General features: G+C 49.3%; 15 protein-coding genes and 1 pseudogene. 12 read left to right on the forward strand and 4 right to left on the reverse strand.

All coding sequences use genetic code 11. From position 1 onward, the window contains the following. Window positions 1–10 precede the first annotated feature (10 nt). Window positions 11–469: a TspO/MBR family protein gene (locus tag ADS79_RS04915; protein ID WP_049737304.1), complete on the forward strand. Its 459-nt coding sequence runs from the start codon at window positions 11–13 to the stop codon at window positions 467–469. On the opposite strand, the gene ADS79_RS04920 is transcribed toward ADS79_RS04915, so the two are convergent. After that, window positions 459–1,748 carry an MFS transporter gene (locus ADS79_RS04920; RefSeq protein WP_049737305.1) on the reverse strand — a complete coding sequence of 430 codons (1,290 nt, stop codon included), beginning with the start codon at window positions 1,746–1,748 and terminating at the stop codon, window positions 459–461. The genes ADS79_RS04915 and ADS79_RS04920 overlap by 11 nt on opposite strands. A 138-nt stretch (window positions 1,749–1,886) precedes the next feature. On the opposite strand from ADS79_RS04920, the gene ADS79_RS04925 reads away from it, so the two are divergent. Beyond that, complete coding sequence (locus tag ADS79_RS04925) at window positions 1,887–2,723, forward strand: AraC family transcriptional regulator (RefSeq protein ID WP_049737306.1); 837 nt, start codon at window positions 1,887–1,889, stop codon at window positions 2,721–2,723. A gap of 3 nt (window positions 2,724–2,726) precedes the next feature. On the opposite strand, the gene ADS79_RS04930 is transcribed toward ADS79_RS04925, so the two are convergent. Then, entirely contained in the window at window positions 2,727–4,019 is a 1,293-nt protein-coding gene (locus tag ADS79_RS04930; protein ID WP_049737307.1) for an amidohydrolase, read from the reverse strand. A gap of 215 nt (window positions 4,020–4,234) precedes the next feature. On the opposite strand from ADS79_RS04930, the gene ADS79_RS04935 reads away from it, so the two are divergent. Genes ADS79_RS04935 through murQ form a run of 7 tightly spaced genes read left to right on the forward strand, consistent with a single transcriptional unit; the run spans window position 4,235 to window position 11,266 of the window. Beyond that, complete coding sequence (locus ADS79_RS04935; RefSeq protein ID WP_049738142.1) at window positions 4,235–5,095, forward strand: MurR/RpiR family transcriptional regulator; 861 nt, start codon at window positions 4,235–4,237, stop codon at window positions 5,093–5,095. A gap of 17 nt (window positions 5,096–5,112) precedes the next feature. Continuing rightward, window positions 5,113–6,159 (forward strand): serine hydrolase domain-containing protein, encoded by a 1,047-nt coding sequence (locus ADS79_RS04940; protein WP_049737308.1) that lies wholly within the window; start codon window positions 5,113–5,115, stop codon window positions 6,157–6,159. Between the two features lie 34 nt (window positions 6,160–6,193). Then, a complete protein-coding gene (locus ADS79_RS04945; RefSeq protein WP_049737309.1) occupies window positions 6,194–7,504 on the forward strand; it encodes an ABC transporter substrate-binding protein in 1,311 nt (436 codons plus the stop codon). A gap of 57 nt (window positions 7,505–7,561) precedes the next feature. After that, window positions 7,562–8,533, forward strand: coding sequence for a carbohydrate ABC transporter permease (locus tag ADS79_RS04950; RefSeq protein ID WP_049737310.1), 972 nt, complete (start codon window positions 7,562–7,564; stop codon window positions 8,531–8,533). A 40-nt stretch (window positions 8,534–8,573) separates the two neighbouring features. Next, window positions 8,574–9,401, forward strand: a complete 828-nt coding sequence (locus ADS79_RS04955) for a carbohydrate ABC transporter permease (RefSeq protein ID WP_049737311.1) — start codon at window positions 8,574–8,576, stop codon at window positions 9,399–9,401. After that, window positions 9,388–10,362 (forward strand): N-acetylglucosamine kinase, encoded by a 975-nt coding sequence (locus ADS79_RS04960; protein WP_049737312.1) that lies wholly within the window; start codon window positions 9,388–9,390, stop codon window positions 10,360–10,362. Before ADS79_RS04955 ends, ADS79_RS04960 begins: the two co-directional genes overlap by 14 nt. A 4-nt stretch (window positions 10,363–10,366) precedes the next feature. After that, on the forward strand, window positions 10,367–11,266 hold the full coding sequence (murQ, locus tag ADS79_RS04965) for an N-acetylmuramic acid 6-phosphate etherase (RefSeq protein WP_049737313.1): 900 nt from the start codon (window positions 10,367–10,369) through the stop codon (window positions 11,264–11,266). A 12-nt stretch (window positions 11,267–11,278) separates the two neighbouring features. On the opposite strand, the gene ADS79_RS04970 is transcribed toward murQ, so the two are convergent. Next, entirely contained in the window at window positions 11,279–11,770 is a 492-nt protein-coding gene (locus tag ADS79_RS04970) for a hypothetical protein (RefSeq protein WP_049737314.1), read from the reverse strand. Between the two features lie 304 nt (window positions 11,771–12,074). Between ADS79_RS04970 and ADS79_RS04975 the strand changes: the two are divergent. From ADS79_RS04975 to ADS79_RS04985, 3 genes and pseudogenes are all read left to right on the forward strand, one after another. Continuing rightward, window positions 12,075–13,384: pseudogene (locus ADS79_RS04975) on the forward strand (MATE family efflux transporter). 134 nt (window positions 13,385–13,518) lie between these two features. Then, a complete protein-coding gene (locus ADS79_RS04980; protein ID WP_049737315.1) occupies window positions 13,519–13,845 on the forward strand; it encodes a DUF3870 domain-containing protein in 327 nt (108 codons plus the stop codon). A gap of 27 nt (window positions 13,846–13,872) precedes the next feature. Beyond that, window positions 13,873–15,087 (forward strand): sensor domain-containing diguanylate cyclase, encoded by a 1,215-nt coding sequence (locus ADS79_RS04985; protein ID WP_049737316.1) that lies wholly within the window; start codon window positions 13,873–13,875, stop codon window positions 15,085–15,087. On the opposite strand, the gene nhaC is transcribed toward ADS79_RS04985, so the two are convergent. After that, complete coding sequence (nhaC, locus tag ADS79_RS04990) at window positions 15,065–16,441, reverse strand: Na+/H+ antiporter NhaC (protein WP_049737317.1); 1,377 nt, start codon at window positions 16,439–16,441, stop codon at window positions 15,065–15,067. The two genes, ADS79_RS04985 and nhaC, sit on opposite strands and share 23 nt — an antisense overlap. Window positions 16,442–16,861: the final 420 nt, after the last annotated feature.

The following is a 16,861-nucleotide window of genomic DNA, read 5'->3' on the forward strand; positions in this document are numbered from 1 at the left end:
GAAATCGTTGATGATAATCCTGCGCGATGGACTGTTGTTTCTGGTAGTGCTTGCACTTTACTCTCTGGCAGGCTTTGCTTTTCCAGGCGGTGGGGCTTGGTATGAGTCCTTGACCAAGCCCGATGGAACACCGTCTCCCTCTCTCTTTGCGGCCATTTGGTTTGTCTTGCATCTGTTGATTGCTTTCTCCGTTGTCTTGCTCGTTCGCAGAGGCCAAATGAATCAGGAGCTTTCGTTGCTGTTTGGAATAAATTGGTTTTTCAATCAACTATTTCTCTTCCTATTCTTCGGACTCCAGCAGCTTTTTTTAGCCGCTTTCGATATGGTTTTGGTGATGTATTCGACGTGGGTATTGATCCGGGTTAGCCGTCCACTCAATAAGATTGCTTCTTCTCTTCTAATTCCGTATTTGCAATGGAGTGCCTTTGTCATTTGTCTGGCGTGGGGATTTTGTTGGATCAATTTTTAAGAGAGCCGCTAGTAGCGCATTTTGCTTGCTGACTCTTTCGCTTTTTTTCGTCCTGTAAAAAAGGGATATGCATCAAAAGCTTCAACATCATTCCGATCCCGAGAATGACAATCGGGTATAGAAGCGGATACGAATCAAACAGCTTGCCATATAGATGAAACCCTGCAAATCGACTGATCGCAAACAGCATGGCCATGACGGAAACAAAGCGCCCCAGCATGATGGAATCGATCGTCTGCTGATAAAAGGTCCGAAAAAATACCCCATACGTACCGAAAGCAAAAAACAAAAGAAAGCTGACAGCTCCGAAATAGCCGACAACGAGCAAAGGCTGGTGCTGAAGAGTCTGGAAAAATCCGGGGTGGACCAGGAAAAGCAGTGGACAAACAAAAACGATCAATCCGATGATGCCAATCCCGATATTGACGGGGAGCGTGTACCTTTTTTGCAAAAGCATGACCCCGGTGATGGAGCACAAAGAACCCGCTGTCTGCAAGCTCTCAACCAACCCGAAATCAAGATCACTCCCCAAAAAGACCTGCTTGATCAGGAACGGAAAACCGAGAAGCACAAAGGGAAAGAGAAAGAGATGTGTCAGCATGCCGTTTAAGACCAAAGAAAATATTCGCTTGTCTTGTGTAAAGGACTGCAACCCCGTTTTCATATCATGTAAAATGGTGGAAGCAACGTCCTTTTTTATTGCCTGCGGGATCACAATCAAGCATGTGGCAGCTACGGAAAACAAGCAGAGAACTGCGTGGATGAGAAAGACAGTGCTGATCCCGTATTGGCTGTAGACGACCGTTCCTAAAAAGGGAGCAAGCACGCGGACGGTTTCTACGATAGTCGTATCCAAAGCGTTGGCATCATTCAGCTCTTCCTTTTTGACGATAGAAGGCATCAGCGTAACATAGGCTGGTGCTGCGAAGACATCACAGGCGGAAAACAGAATCACGCAGATGTAAAGCACCTCTGCCTGGATGGGAGACAGCAGAGAAGAAACAAACAGCATGAATAGACAGAAGGCTCGCCCGGACTCCAGAATGAGAATTAGTGTGCGCTTGTTCATTCGATCGACAATCACACCTGCCAGTGGACCAAGTATGAGATGCGGTATGATGGCGAGTGACAAAACCGATGCGAACTGGGTTGCAGAGCCTGTCAAAGCGAGGATGTAGAGGGCGAGCGAAATATTGAGAAAGATCGTTCCGGATAAAGAAAGCGACTCCCGGATTAAAAATAGCACGAAATTGCGATTGCGAAACAAGGACACATTCATCTGTAGAAACTACCTCGCTATCTTACGTGTGATGGTCCTATTATTGCGGAAGACGGGGAGGCAGTCTCGGCGATTCTTGCGCTTTGATTTCGGCAATAATTGCGCTGCCAGACAAAAGGCTTGGAGAGGATAAAGGCTATGGGGGACGTATCCAGATTGCTAAAGCTGGAAATGGAGCAGTGCTCCATCGTGATATATCAGGTGGCGGCCTATTCTGCGGATGAATTGCATGAGCATGATGGCTTCTATCAAATGAGTATCCCGATAGATGGATCTCCCCGTATGGAATGTAACGGGGAGATCAGAAATGTGACGGGGGATCAGCGGCTTGTGCTGTCTCCTGGCTATCGTCATCGACACTATGCCGGAGACGAGGCGAGCCGAATGATGCTGATCTTTTTTAAGGAGGCGTTTTTGCGCGATGTAGAGGAGGAAAGACTGGGCAAAACAGCTTCCTCCATCGAGTTTGTTCCGTGGGCAGAGGGGGCGACAGATTCGTTTCGCAGATTGGCGGAAAATGCCGTTTTGCAAACGATGTCGAGCCCGCTTGATCAGTTGGAATTGCAAGAGACAGAGCTGGAGCTGGCTCGTCTGCTTTTGACATTGCAGGATGGGACGCATGACAACAAGCGCGAGGAGACAGGCTTGCTGATTTCCCATCCAGGGCTCCGCCGTGCTGTCGATTATCTTCATGCGAAATCTTCTGAGCAAATCCAGCTGGATCAGCTGGCAGAAGCAGTCGGTTTGAGCAAATACCATCTGATTCGGATGTTCCGTGCGCAGCTGGGCCAAACCCCTGCACAATACTTATCTGATTTACGGATAAACAAAGCGAGGCAGCTTCTCCAGAAAACAAACCTGGATATTACCTCTATATCCTTTGAGGTGGGGTTTGGCAGCCTCGGCACTTTCGAGCGGGTTTTTAAAAGACGAACGGGTCATAGCCCCAGTCATTTCCGTCAAAGCAAGGAGTAGATCCTACAGACCTTCAACCAGTCTCGCCGCCCGTTTTGCAGACTGCGTGTGCACTTCCTCCCACGACATCGTTAGCAGCTGTCGATGACGCATCAGGATTTGTCCGTTGACGATTGTCGTGTCCACATCGGCTCCGGTTACGCTGTAAGCAGCGAGGGCATGCAGATCGTGAATGGGCTGCAGATGCGGCTTGTTCAGATCGAGCAGGATCAGATCGGCCCGTTTTCCTGCCTCAAGCGTCCCTACCTCATGGTCAATACCGAGCAGCTTGGCACTTTCAATCGTCGCCATCCGCAGCGCTTGTTCAGCAGGCAGTACCGTTGGATCACCATGCCCCAGCTTTTGCAGCCAGGTGGCAGCCTTGATTTCGGCAAACATGTCCAGTGTTGTGGCACTGCCTGCTCCGTCGGTGCCAAGTCCAACTGTTATGCCGTTTGCGATCATTTCGGTTACGGGTGCAATTCCGCAGGCAAGCTTGAGGTTGCTCACGGGGTTATGGGAGACGCCGCCTTTCATCCCGTGCAGCAGCTGGATGTCACTACTCGTCAGATGAACAGCGTGGGCGAGCAGGACGTGATTGTCTTGAAACAGTCCAATCTCATGCAAGTATTCAGTTGGTGTCTGGTTGTATTTTGTCTTGATATTTTCGATTTCCTCGCGGGTTTCTGCGAGGTGAATATGGATCGGGATGCGGCGTTCCCGTGCGAGCTGGACGACTTTAGCCAAAGGCTCGGGCGGGCATGTATAAGGGGCATGTGGTCCGAGCATGGTTGTGATTCGTCCATCGCCAGCGCCTGAGTAGTTGTCGATCAGATCCATGGCTTCAGTCATGCGCCGCCCTCCGTCGTCCTCCAAAAAGACGAGTCCGCGCGTTAACGAGGCACGCATACCGCTATCGAGTATGGCCTCAGCAACAGCGTCCATATGCACATACATATCGGCAAAGGCAGTCGTTCCCGAAGCAATCATTTCTGCTGAGCCGAGCATGGTGCCCCAATAGATGTCCTCTTTGGTCATACGTGCTTCCGCGGGGAGCATTTTTTTGTCTAGCCAATCCATGAGCTTCAGATCATCGGAAAAAGCGCGCAAAAGTGACATGCTGGCATGGTTGTGCGCATTGATGAGGCCAGGCATCGCAAGCATCCCTTTGCCATCGAGGATCTGATCGGCCGTTTCGTCAATAGATGGCGCAATCCTGGCTATTCGCTGTCCCGCGAGCAAAATATCGCCAACAAACGGCTTTTCCCCGGTTTTCATAGTCAAAATGGAGCATCCCTTAATCAAAATACGTTGCAAAGCGCATTCCTCCTTGAATGGTTGATGGCACCAAGCGTAAACGTTCACGCGACGGTAAAGTCAAGGGGGAATTGAATTGGAAAAAATAGAAAGAATCATGTGAGTAGTGAATATCTTTCCTCTTTTGAAATATTGTTTATTAGATAACAATTGACGAAAGAAATAAAGCTTCATAAAATGAAGGTAAGATTTGGGGGAAGAAAGCGGTGTCACACATGTTAAATGGAGGTCTTGTCAGTCTGCAGGCTATTTTGGACGAGTTAAAACCATCAGAGCGTAAAGTCGCTCAATTTATTCTTGCCCATCCCGAAGATGTAGTGAAGCTATCGGTACAGAAACTGGCGGAGCTGAGTGGTGTATCCGAAGCAACGATCATCCGTTTGGCCCGCTCCTTGAATATGAAAGGCTACCAGGAGCTTAAGCTGCGCATTGCTGGCGATCTGACGAAGCAGACAGCCACTTCAGGTAGCTATCAGGAAATCATGATGGAGGGCTCTGTCGAATCCATCATGCAGGCAGTGAGCTGGAATAATGTCCAATCTATTCAGGATACGCTGTCTGTCCTGTCCAACGAGGAAGTAAAGAAGGCAGTAGATGCCCTGTCGGGGGCGCGCAAGATTGATGTATACGGTGTCGGCGCGTCGGCGGTCATCGCAGATGATATCAGGCAAAAATTTTCCCGGATTAATCTGTGGTGCGAAGCATACTCCGATTTTCACGCGCAATTGACCTCTGCCGTCAATCTGACCGAGAAAGACGTCGTGATTGGCATCTCCTACTCTGGGCAAACCGAGGATATTATCCAGTCCTTGACGGAAGCCAAGCAGCAGGGAGCGACGATCATTACTTTGACCAAATTCGGTCCTTCTCCTGTCGCTGATTTGGCGAATATCCGCCTTTTTACCAGCTCGGTTGAAAAAAGCATCCGAAGCGGAGCAATGGCATCGCGGATTGCGCAGCTGAATGTCATTGACATTTTGTTTATCACGATGGTTAGCCGCAAACAGGAAGAAGTCATCCCGCTTTTGGAAAAGACGAGATTGGCTGTCAGCAGAACGAAGCGCACATCGAACTGAAAAGAAGGAGGGGGAGCATGGAAGTCGTGAGGGTACTTTTGCAGGATTGGGTAGACAAAGGCTTGTTGCCTGGTGCTGCTCTGCGGGTGATTCACGATCAGCGAGTCTGGTATGCCTGTGATGTAGGAAAGACGAGCATTACAGGAGATCAGTCGGTGACAGCAGAGACATTGTTTGATCTGGCGTCATTGACCAAAGTGACGGCTACGTTGCCTGCTCTCCTGCTTTTGTTCCAGGAAGGCAGCCTCGCGCCGGACGATCAGATCGGTACGTATTTTCCGGATTGTCCGGCCGACAAATCTGCGATTACCATCTCCCAATTGCTCACACATACATCCGGGCTGCCAGCCGATTTGGCGCAGCGAAGGAGAGATAGCCAAATTACTTTGCCACAGCTGCTTTTTCAGCAGGAATTGCTACATGCTCCAGGCACACAGGTTATCTACAGTGATCTGGGGATGATTTGGCTGGGATTGTTGATCGAAAAAGTAACAGGTGAAAAACTGGACGATTATGTGGCGAAGCATATCTTCAAGCCGTTGGGGATGAATCATACTTTTTATTGTCCGAATACTTTCGGTTTTACGAATATTTCGCATACGGAGTATTGTTTATTAACCAAGAAATATATCGCTGGCGAGGTTCACGATGAGAAAGCCTTTGTGATGGGGGGAGTCGCCGGTCACGCAGGATTGTTTTCGACCGCCGATGACCTTTGCCGCTACGCGATGAGCTGGCTGTACGGGTTTCCGCCACTCCTTACAGAAGAGTGGAGAAAACAAGCGGTTTACTGGCATACGGTGCGAGCTTCTGGCAGCAGGGGATATGGATGGGAGCTGAATGGTTCTGAGACACCGATCAGCTGCGGGAGCGGCTTCCACCCTTCAAGCTATGGACATACAGGTTTTACGGGAACCAGCATCTGGATTGATCCCGTACAGGATTTAGCGGTCATCTTTTTGACGAATGCCATTCATCTGGGACGTAACCATCAGCTTAGGCAATTGCGACCGCTTCTACATGACGCTGTCACGGCTCAGCTACACAAGAGCCTGACTGAATAGAGCTAGGCGCAAAGAAAAAGGGGGAGGGTTTAGGATGAAGCAATTTCGTTTTCATGCAGCAGCTTCGGTCGTACTGGCAGCAGCGATGGCACTTGCCGGATGTAGTGGTGGCAGCAGCACGGAGCCAGCAAAGCCAGGTGGTGAGCCGGCCGGCAACGCAGGTGGTCAAGGGGGTGGCCAGCAAGTAACGTTGTCCATGCACAGCTGGCGCGTGGAAGACACAGATGGCTACAAGCAAATCATCAAAGCGTTTGAAGCTGATAATCCGAACATCAAGATTGAATTCAAGCCGTTCAAGGCAACTGAGTACAATACGATTTTGAATACAGCGCTTCAAAGCGACAGTGGTCCTGACATTTTGCAGCTTCGCCCGTATGCACCAGGTGTTTCCTTGGCGGAGGCAGGCTTTTTGGAGCCGCTCGACAGTGTAGCAGGAATCTCCAGCTTTCCAAAGGACGTTCTCGCAGCCGCAACAGCTAAGGATGGCAAAGTGTATGGTGTGCCGCTATCTTTGAACTCCACACAATTTTATTACAACAAGAAAATTTTTGATGAAAATGGATTGAAGGAACCAAAAAGTTGGGATGAATTAATCGCTCTTTCCAAGACGCTGAAGGAAAAAGGAATCGTTCCGATTTCCTTTGGAGCAAAGGAAGGCTGGCTGCTGTCCCTGAGTCATGGTGTGATTGCTCCTTCGAATTACAATGGTACTGGTTATCTCGAAAAGCTGAAGACAGGGGAAAGTGATTTGAAGAGCCCTGAATTTTTGGGCAGCGTGAAGCGCATGCAGGAACTCATCCCTTATTTCCCGGAAAATTATGTGGGTCTGGAACTGAATGATATGAGAACGTTGTTTGCCACTGGCAAAGCAGCGATGTTCATCAATGGAAGCTTTGAACTAGAAGGAATCAAAAAGCTCAATCCTGACCTGCAGCTCGATTTCTTCCCGATGCCGACAGATGATGGCAAAGCAGTCATTACGACATGGGTAGATGGCTCGTATGCAGTCAACAGCAAATCGAAGCACAAGCAGGAAGCGATGAAGTTTATGGAATTCATGGCAACCAAGAAGTTTGGAGAGCTGTTCGCGAACCAGTTTAAACGGATCAGTGCAGTGCCAGGTGTGACAACTGACGATGCTCTCGTAAACAAAATGGCAGAGCTGTCCCAGTCCAGCTCCACACCGTATTTGATGGTTGTCGATTTTGCAGAAGGCAAGCCTACGACAAAGCAGACCTTGGAAAATGCCCTGCAAGGAATGTATTTAGGCAAATTGAGTCCGGAGCAGGTAGTGGATGAAGTGCAAAAATCCGCTGCCACTTGGTACCCGGCATTCAAAAAATAGAGTGAGTAGACATGGACAGCGGGAGTGGATCAATCGATTCGCTCCCGTCATCCTACAATGGATTGTTCGAAAAGGAGGGTGGGCGTCATCAGTACCTATCACCGACCAACCATCCGACCAAAAGGCCGGGCACGCTGGCTGATCCACCTGTTTCCTATTCCTGCACTGATCGTATATGCGCTGTTCGTGGTCTATCCAATCATTTCGGCGTTTCTATACAGCTTGTACGACTGGGATGGAATCAAGCGTGGAGTGTTTGTCGGACTGAAGAACTTTGTGACCCTGTTTACCGTAGAGCCGTTTAACGAGATGTTTTGGAATGCGTTTGGGCACAATGTCTACTACTTTATTGTGGAAATGATTGTGCAAAACGGAATTGCCTTTGGATTGGCGTTTCTCATCTATAGAAAAATACGAGGCTCTGGTTTTTTAAAGGTCGCGTACTTTATGCCCAGACTTCTATCTGTTATTGTGATTGGGTTTTTATGGAAGTTAATATTAAACCCAAACTATGGTGCGCTAAATACGCTGCTGACCAAGATCGGCCTTCAGGAGTGGGCAAAACCGTGGCTCGGTGATCCGGATACCGCATTGCTTGCGATCATTCTGATTAACTGCTGGTTTGGTATCGGGTTTGCGATGCTGATATTTTTGGCGGGGCTGCAATCGATTCCCGAGGAGCTGATTGAGGCTGCCAGACTGGATGGCGCACGAGGCTTCAGCTTATTGTGGAAGATTATTTTGCCGCTTTGCATGCCAGCGATCACGATCATGACGATCTTTACGTTTATTCAGGCATTCGAGGCATTTGAGCTGGTTTATGCCATGCAAGGCTCGATGGGTGAGCCGTTTCGCTCGACAGATACACTGGCTGTCTACTTTTATCGCATGGCGTTCAGCAGTGCGGGAGGTGCCGGTGATGTGGCTGTCGGCTTGGGCTCCGCGCTTGCCGTTGTGCTCTTTTTTATCGTCGCGTCTGTATCTGCGCTCTCGCTTTATTTGATGCGCAAGCGCGAAGTTCAGCATTGATTGATGTACATGGAAAAGTCTTAGAAAGGAGGGACATGATGTGAAAACGAGTGTGGGTGGCCGCACGGTGCAGTACGTCGTGGCCTATCTCTTCATGCTGATATCCCTTTATCCGATAGTGCTAATGATTGCTTCCTCCTTCAAAACAAATAGGCAGATTTTTGAAAGCCCGTTGTCGCTTCTTCCCGAAGCGTTTAGTCTGGACACATACAAGAGGCTGTGGGAAGTTGTTCCGTTTGCCGATTTTTTGATGAACAGCATATTTGTAAGTGTCATGTCTGTTCTGCTGATTACCATTTTCTCAGCGATGGCAGCCTTTTACTTAGCCAGATTTTCGTATAAATGGACGGGAGTACTCTACTTCTTTTTCCTGCTGGGATTGATGATCCCGATTAAGCTTGGAATTCTTCCCTTGTTTATTTTGATGAAAAATCTCGGTTTGCTGGGCTCGCTTTGGTCCTTGATCATGATCTATACGGCGAGTGGAATTCCCATTTCGGTGTTCATTCTGACTGGATTTTTCCGGACGCTGCCTGTGGAGCTGGAGGAGGCGGCGCGAATTGACGGCTGCAACCATTTCCAAGTCTTTTGGCGTGTGCTGTTGCCTTTGATTCGACCTGCCCTGGGAACGGTAGTGATCATTAACTTCATCCATGCCTGGAACGATTTCTTCTTTCCGCTCATCTTTATCCAGACGGATGCACTCAAAACGATTCCGGTAGGCATGATGGTCTTGTTTGGCGAATATGAAACGGATTGGAGCCTGTTGTTTGCCGGGCTTACATTGTCTGCTTTGCCGATGATCGGAGTGTTTTTGATGGCGTCGAAGCAGTTCATGGAAGGATTGACAGCAGGTGCGGTCAAGTAATGAAAAAAAGTGGTTCATCGGAATAGATGGTGGCGGAACGAAAACAAAAGCGGCGATTTGTGACCGGGCTGGACGCGTGATGGCAGTGGAGGTTGGGGAAGGCTCCAACCCGCTTTCACGTCCCTGGGAAGAGGTAGAGCATACGCTGCGCACCTGCATGAACCAGGTACAGCAGCAGGCTGGTGCCAAACAGGAGGATGTAGCGGGTCTTTACATTGGCTTGGGTGGTGCCGAGCATCAGCCAATCAAGGAGTTGCTTCGGTCCGCTTTCAACGATCCTTGGCAGGGGCGCTTGTTTATCGACAACGATGCGATAGCGGCTTTGTACGCAGGAACATGGGGAGAGCCCGGAATTGTTCTGATTTGCGGCACGGGGTCGATTGCCTATGCATTGACTGAGCAGGGAGAGCGGCATCGCGTAGGTGGCTGGGGGTATTTGGTAGGAGATGAGGGAAGCGGTTTTGATCTGGGAAAAAAGGCGGCAATAGCCGTCTTGCGTGCCCATGACGGACGAGGAGAGCAGACCATGCTGACAGAATTATTTCTCACCCATTACAAAGTCCAGCAACCTAATGAGCTCATTAGCCTGATTTACAATGCGGCGAACCCGCGTATGGGATTGGCACAGGCGAGTGGACTGGTCGAGAGTGCTGCTGCCTCAGGAGATACCATCGCCAGCCAATTGATCAGCGATGCTGCAGATTCATTGATCGAGCTGGCTACAACTTGCTTGAGGAAAACAAAGGAATCGTTGCCTGTCGTATTGGCAGGCGGCTTGCTGACTGCAAAAACGATGCTCTGTCAGGAGCTGAAGCAAAAAGCGCCCTTTGCAACCGTAGTCCCGTCTGTCTCGCCGGTCATTGGTTCATTGGTAGCAGCCATGGTACGCAGTGGGAACGGTTTGGATGAGGGGATAAAAAGTCAGCTGCTGACAAGTGGGACCGAACTTGAAAAGGGGTGAGCTAGTGGGCGAAAACTTGCACCAACTCCATACAGAGAGTCGAAATACGGCCAGTGAACGACTAGATCAGATGTCGGCTATCGAAGTTGTCACACTGATGAATCAGGAGGACCATAAGGTAGCATTTGCTGTTCAGCAGGTGCTGCCTGAAATCGCAGAGGCAGTTGAGCTGATTGGGCAGGCGCTGGAAAATGGCGGGAGGTTGTTTTATTTTGGCGCGGGAACGAGTGGACGGCTAGGGGTTCTGGACGCAGCAGAATGCCCGCCTACCTTTGGCACCGATCCCGCTATGGTGCAAGGAATTATTGCCGGAGGAGCTGCGGCTATGCTGAACGCCATCGAGGGAGCCGAGGATTCACAAGAGCTGGGGCAACAGGACGTACGGCTTCATGATGTGAAAAAGGGTGATGCGGTTGTAGGGATTGCGGCAAGCGGAAGAACCCCTTATGTAATCGGAGCGCTGAAAGAAGCAAAGGCACTTGGGGCGCAGACCATCTCGCTTTCCTGTAATCCTGATCCCGTCATCAGCAAGGAAGCGGACGTTTCTATTAATATGCAGGTGGGCCCAGAGGTCGTGACGGGTTCCACGCGACTCAAGGCAGGCAGTGCAACAAAAATGGCCTTGAATATGCTGACAACGGCCAGCATGGTCCATTTGGGCAAGGTATACGGTAATTTGATGGTGAATGTACAGGCGACCAATTGGAAGCTGAGAGAGCGAGCCAAGCGAATCGTCATGGAAGCAACAGGAATTCTGTACGCTGAAGCAGAGCGTTTGCTGCAGGAAGCGGCAGGAGATGTGCGCGTCGCAATCGTGATGCAAAAGACCGGGCTGCCTGCTATAGAAGCAAAGCAACGTCTGATTCGAGCTGACAACAGAGTGAGAGAGGCGATTGAGGGGTAGCAGAGGGAGCCGTTAACGATGTTCTTCCATCACCTCGTCTACATATGCCAGGAAACTAGGATAGGGTGAGTTTCCTTCCAGGAATCGTCTAACGACAGAAAAAGGGAATAGAACCTCATCTCTTGCTTGGGAGTAAAGGACAATCTCACCAGAAACAGCCTTGTGCACATTTGCCAGTTTCGCAGAATGGTGATACACAGAATCAAAGTCATACCAAGCAAAGTCTTGCTGACTGTTTCTTTTTATCACTTCACCTATATAGGCACCTAACCGGATCATGAACGAGTCAAAATGATTTCGCAGCTGAGTTGCACCTGCTTCGCTAGCCGCCAGACGTGTGGCATACGCATCGATATAATGAATGCTATCAACAGAAAAGTCCAAATTGCGCTTGGTCAGATTCTCTTGATCCCATCTATCGCTAGACACATCTACATACATCAGTTGTGCAAAGACTGTCGCATCGACTTTTTTTAACTTTTTCCTTTGTAAGAAATGAAACATTCGTTCATATCCCTCCTTCATCCGCTATCAGCACGACACGTTACCTTTCCTTATGGCCCTATCAAATTGCTGAACATTACTAAGTATCATTATAGCAGGAGTATTGACAGCGAGACGATTTCACACCCGCAAGCCAACAAAAAATGCTAGAACAACCTACCCTTTTGCAGTATGATTGGCAACGTGATGGTTTAGAGATGTAGAGGCAAAAGGTGTGGACAATATGGCATCATTGGTTTTAAAAGACCAACAGATATCCAGGAAGCAAAAGATCGGTCTGATTTTGTCGCTGGCAATCCCGGCGATGCTCGAACAAATATTACATACCCTCGTAGGCTTTGTCGATCTGTTTTTCGTATCCAGTCTCGGAGCAACGGCGATTGCTGCGGTCGGTGTGGCAAATGCGATAGTTTTGGTCGCTATGGCGATTTTTATGGCAGTCGGTGTCTCTGCTTCGTCCTATATAACACAAAGTATTGGAGCAGGACGCAGAGAGGAAGCTGCTGCTTATGCCCGTCAAGCTGTTGTTCTCTCCGCAGGAATCGGACTCCTGTTTGGGATCGCAGCGATTTTTTTTGCTGCCCCGATCTTGCGAATCATGGGTGCAGAGCCGATGTGCTGGCAGAGGCAGTAACGTATTTTCGCATTGTTGGCGGATTCTCTCTTTTTATATCGTTAATGGTTACGTTGGGGAGTATTTTGCGTTCCAACGGGGATACTCGCACGCCGATGAAGGTCAGTCTGTGGATCAATATTGTGCACGTAGGACTGGACTATGTCTTCATTTTCGGAGTTGGTTCTTTCGGAGGATGGGGTGTAGCTGGTGCAGCTTGGGCGACGGCATTGGTGCGAGTCATTGGCGCTGTAGTTTTGTTTATCGCGGTCCATAAATCCTCGGAGGAAATAGGGGCAGGTTTTTCCTGGCGGGAGCTGTTGGGCAAGCCGGCACAGGAGATGGCTTGGCGGTCGCTGCCTGTTTTGGCGGAGAAAATGATGATGCGCTTCGGTGTTCTACTGTATTACGGGGCGATCATAAAAATGGGAACAAATGCATATGCCGCCCACATGATTGCATCGAATCTGGAGTCGCTCATGATCTTGGCGGGTGCAGGCTTTGAGGTTGCAGCCACGGTGTTGGTCGGCCAGTATTTAGGGGCGAAACGGTCACAGGAGGCGTACTCCTTTGGGATGATTTGCATGTGGCTGGGGCTTGGGCTGATGTCGATTTTTGGTTTGGCCTTGTACCTGTGTGCCCCGATGATTGCAACGATTTTTACACAAGATGCACAGATCATCCATTATGTAGTCATCGCGCTCACCTACATGGCACTCTATCAGCCACCGCTTGCTATGCTTCTGATCTTGAGAGGCGGCTTGCAGGGAGCAGGAGACACCAAAGCACCGATGTACGCGACAGCTGTGGGAATGTGGCTGGTGCGCATGGTTGGTGTGTACCTGTTTGGTTTTCACATGGAAATGGGACTTTCGGGAGTATGGCTTGCTATCTTTCTTGATGTCTCGATTCGTGGCATTTTTCTACTTTATCTCTATAAAAGAAGATTTCAGCACATTAGACGTGCTGAAGGGATGGAAAGAACAGAGCAAATAGGGTAAAATTGGTTTTGATACGTACGTCAGAACGGATAAGGCTATTTCCGCATGCAGGAGTAGCCGTTTTCTTGTCTCAGGGCTGATACAAGAAGTTTTTGCAAAACTCGGAAAAAGTGGTACGAACGGGGGACAAGCGGATGGGAAACGAGGCAACAAAAAATACGGTTCTGACAGCAGGATTTGCCCAGATTCCAAAAGGAACTCCTCTGCATGAGATTTCCTCTATGGTAGGCTGTGTTCTCATCATCGATGTGGACAAGGATGAAATCTGTGATGCCAGTTTTACATTTGTCATGGACAAGACTAGTGAATTTTTGGTCCAATTACTAGTAGGTAAGACAGTTGTAGACGGATTAAAAGAGATTACAGAAGTCATACAAGAGCGTTTTCTGGCTCCTGGCCAGGGGGCGGTCTTGCAGGCAATCCGCGCAGCAGTGGAACGCTATGTGGAGAAGAAATCGTAAGCCTATCCAATGGCTGGAGGGTTGTACATGCAGGAAGACTTTACGGTAAAAGAAGCGTATGGGAGGCAGCTGTTGGAGCGTTATGGTCAATGGCTTAGCCGCATTGAGCACGTAGATCAGGAAGAGTTGGAAGCGGTCTCACGCGAGGTTAACGAGCTGCTCGCTGATCAGGATGGGGCATTGCACACAGAGCTGCTGAAACAAATTGGACAGCTGCGTGACAAGGTATCCGAAATGCTTTGGATGTCTGAGCACATGAAAATTTTGCATGATTTGAGCCATATTTTTGCGAAAACGTATGAACAGAAGCAAATCCTGTGGAAAGCGTTTGAGCTGGTTTCGCGTGTGATGCGCGCAGATGCTTTTTTCATTGCCTTTTTTGACGAGGGTGACTGCGAAATTCAAGTGCCGATCAGCATCGACAGCGGGATCAATTATGGGCCGCTCACGATTCCGTACGGGCAAGGAATGATTTCAAAAGTAATCGATACACGCCAAACGATACATATCCGAACCATGAGAGACGAGCCGAGTGAACCTGAGATGATTCGTTGGGGCAGTCCGGAAATCGATACGAATACGTGCATCTTTGTTCCACTGATGCTAGGGAATCAGATGAAGGGGGTCATTTCGGTCCAATCGTACCGAGAATTCGCCTATAAAAAAGAACACGAGGAGCTCTTGAAAATCATTGGATTCCAGGTGGCGAGTGCAATTGAAACGGCACGTCTGTATGAACGAATGTACCAGATGTCCTTTCAGGACGAGCTGACAGGTATTGCCAATTACCGTGCCTTTCACCGTGATTTGGAGGAGCTGCTCAGCAAGGAGGATTCTTCTGTTGCCTTGATCATGCTCGATTCGGATAGTCTAAAGGCGCTAAACGATCATTATGGTCATCATGTGGGAGATGCGATGATTCGCCGTATAGCGGAAGCGATGAAGGCAGTCGCCGGTAAAGAGGATACTGCCTACCGGTATGCAGGTGATGAATTCATGCTCTTATCGCCGGAAGCTACAAAAGAGGAAGCAGAGGAAAAGGTGCGGGCAATCAGGGAGTATTTGCGTGTACGTCCATTGGTGCACGACAACTGCTGTATTCCGGTAGCAGTCAGTGTCGGAATTGCTCGCTATCCGCAGGATGAGAAAACAGCCGACGGCTTGAAGCGGGCGGCCGATGAGGCGCTATACCGCTCCAAGCGTCGAGGAAAAAACTGCACTACCGTGTATGCGATTGGCTAAGCTTTTGCGCACGCCAAGCGAAAAGCATGGTCAAGATGGGAGAAATCCATAAGTAGATGACGTAGGGCAAGTACTCGAGAGTAGCTACGTGCAAAGTACTGGTAAAAAAGGCACCGCTTACTCCCCACGGAATGAGTGGATTGACCAGTGTACCGCAGTCCTCCAGCGTACGTGACAAGCGTCTTCCCTCGATGCCACGCGCAACGAATGCTTCGCGAAACATTTGTCCGGGCAGTAAAATCGACAAGTATTGCTCGCCAGTCAGGACGTTGACCAGGATCGAAGAGGAGCCGGCTAGCCCGACCATGCCCGCATCGCGCTTGATGCGTTTGATGAAACCGTCAAAGAGCGCATGGAAAACGCCGCTGTACTGGAGAATACCTCCTAGCGACAGTGCGATAAGGATGAGAGCAAGCGACCAGGTCATAGACAATAAACCACCGCGATTGACAATCGCAGTTACGGCTTCGTTGGTGATCGAACTGACGAAGCCATTTTGCATGACATTCATCCATTGAACAGGAGAATAGACGCCCTGCGCAAAGGCAGCTGTCGCAATCCCGCTGAGAATCCCGAATACAAGCGTTGGCAGGATCGGCTTGCGTAGCGCTGAGCAGACCAAAACGACCAGTGCTGGCAGCAGGGTGATGAGTCCAAGTGAAAAGTTTTGCTCCAAGGCCAGCTGAATTTCCGCAATCGCATCCAGGTTGACGTTCACAGTTTGTCCCTGAAGACCAAAGAAAAGGGCAGTCAGAGCCACAGCCGGGATCGAGGTGTGCATCATGAATTTCACATGTGTCATTAGAGAAACATCGGCGACAGCTGCTGCAAAATTGGTCGTATCGGACAGTGGCGACATTTTATCACCAAAGCAGGCACCACTGATGATGGCACCTGCGGTCAGCAGCGGGTCCAACCCAAGAGCGGTAGAAACCCCCATCAAAGCGACCCCAACCGTGCTGATGGTCGTAAAAGAGCTTCCTGTAACGGTAGAGACGATAATGGTTAGAAAAAGGGCACTGATCGTGAAATATTCAGGAGAAATAATGGAAATCCCGATATGCAATATCATTGGGACCGTTCCACTCATCATCCATACACCGATTAGAATACCGATTAGGGACAGAATGAGCATGGGAGCGATGGCTGTTTGAATTCCTTTGATCAGCCCATCCTCCATCTGTTTCCACGGAACACCGAACAGGCGAAGGAGTGTGGCAGCTGCGATAGTCGCTCCAAGCAACGGCATATGCGGTTCTACTTTTCCCCAAAAAAGAGCGGGAAACAATATGCCAAAAACAGCGAGCAGCACCCACAGGCTTTTGACAAAGGTTAATGATGATGGCTTGTTCATGCTGGCAACTCCTTGTTGAAATCAGGCTAACCCCCGTCAAGTTGAGAGGGGTTTTTTCATTTGGCGCTTTCTTGCTTTTTCGCTTTTGTGCGTTCAAGCGATAGGCGTACTTTATCTTGAAATACCAGATTCGTCAACGAGTTGGACTATATTCTCAATCGTAAAATAATACGGAGTAGTGAGGCTTTTTTGCAGGAAAAATATGCTTGATGTTTATATGGACGAAATGCCGGTTGGTACATAGAGTATGCGAACGTGGTCCCGTTGTTTGAGCTTCTATTGATAGAAAGTAGGCTTCGAGAGCCAGTTCTTTATGAACCTGGCTCTTTTTCTGTGAAAAACGTCTCGACGTTTTTACCGAAGCTAATGCTAGATGTTACGCTGAGGCACTCTGTCAGAAAAGTGGATGTGACCGCCTGT

This window comes from Brevibacillus reuszeri (genome assembly GCF_001187725.1).
Lineage (GTDB): Bacteria > Bacillota > Bacilli > Brevibacillales > Brevibacillaceae > Brevibacillus > Brevibacillus reuszeri.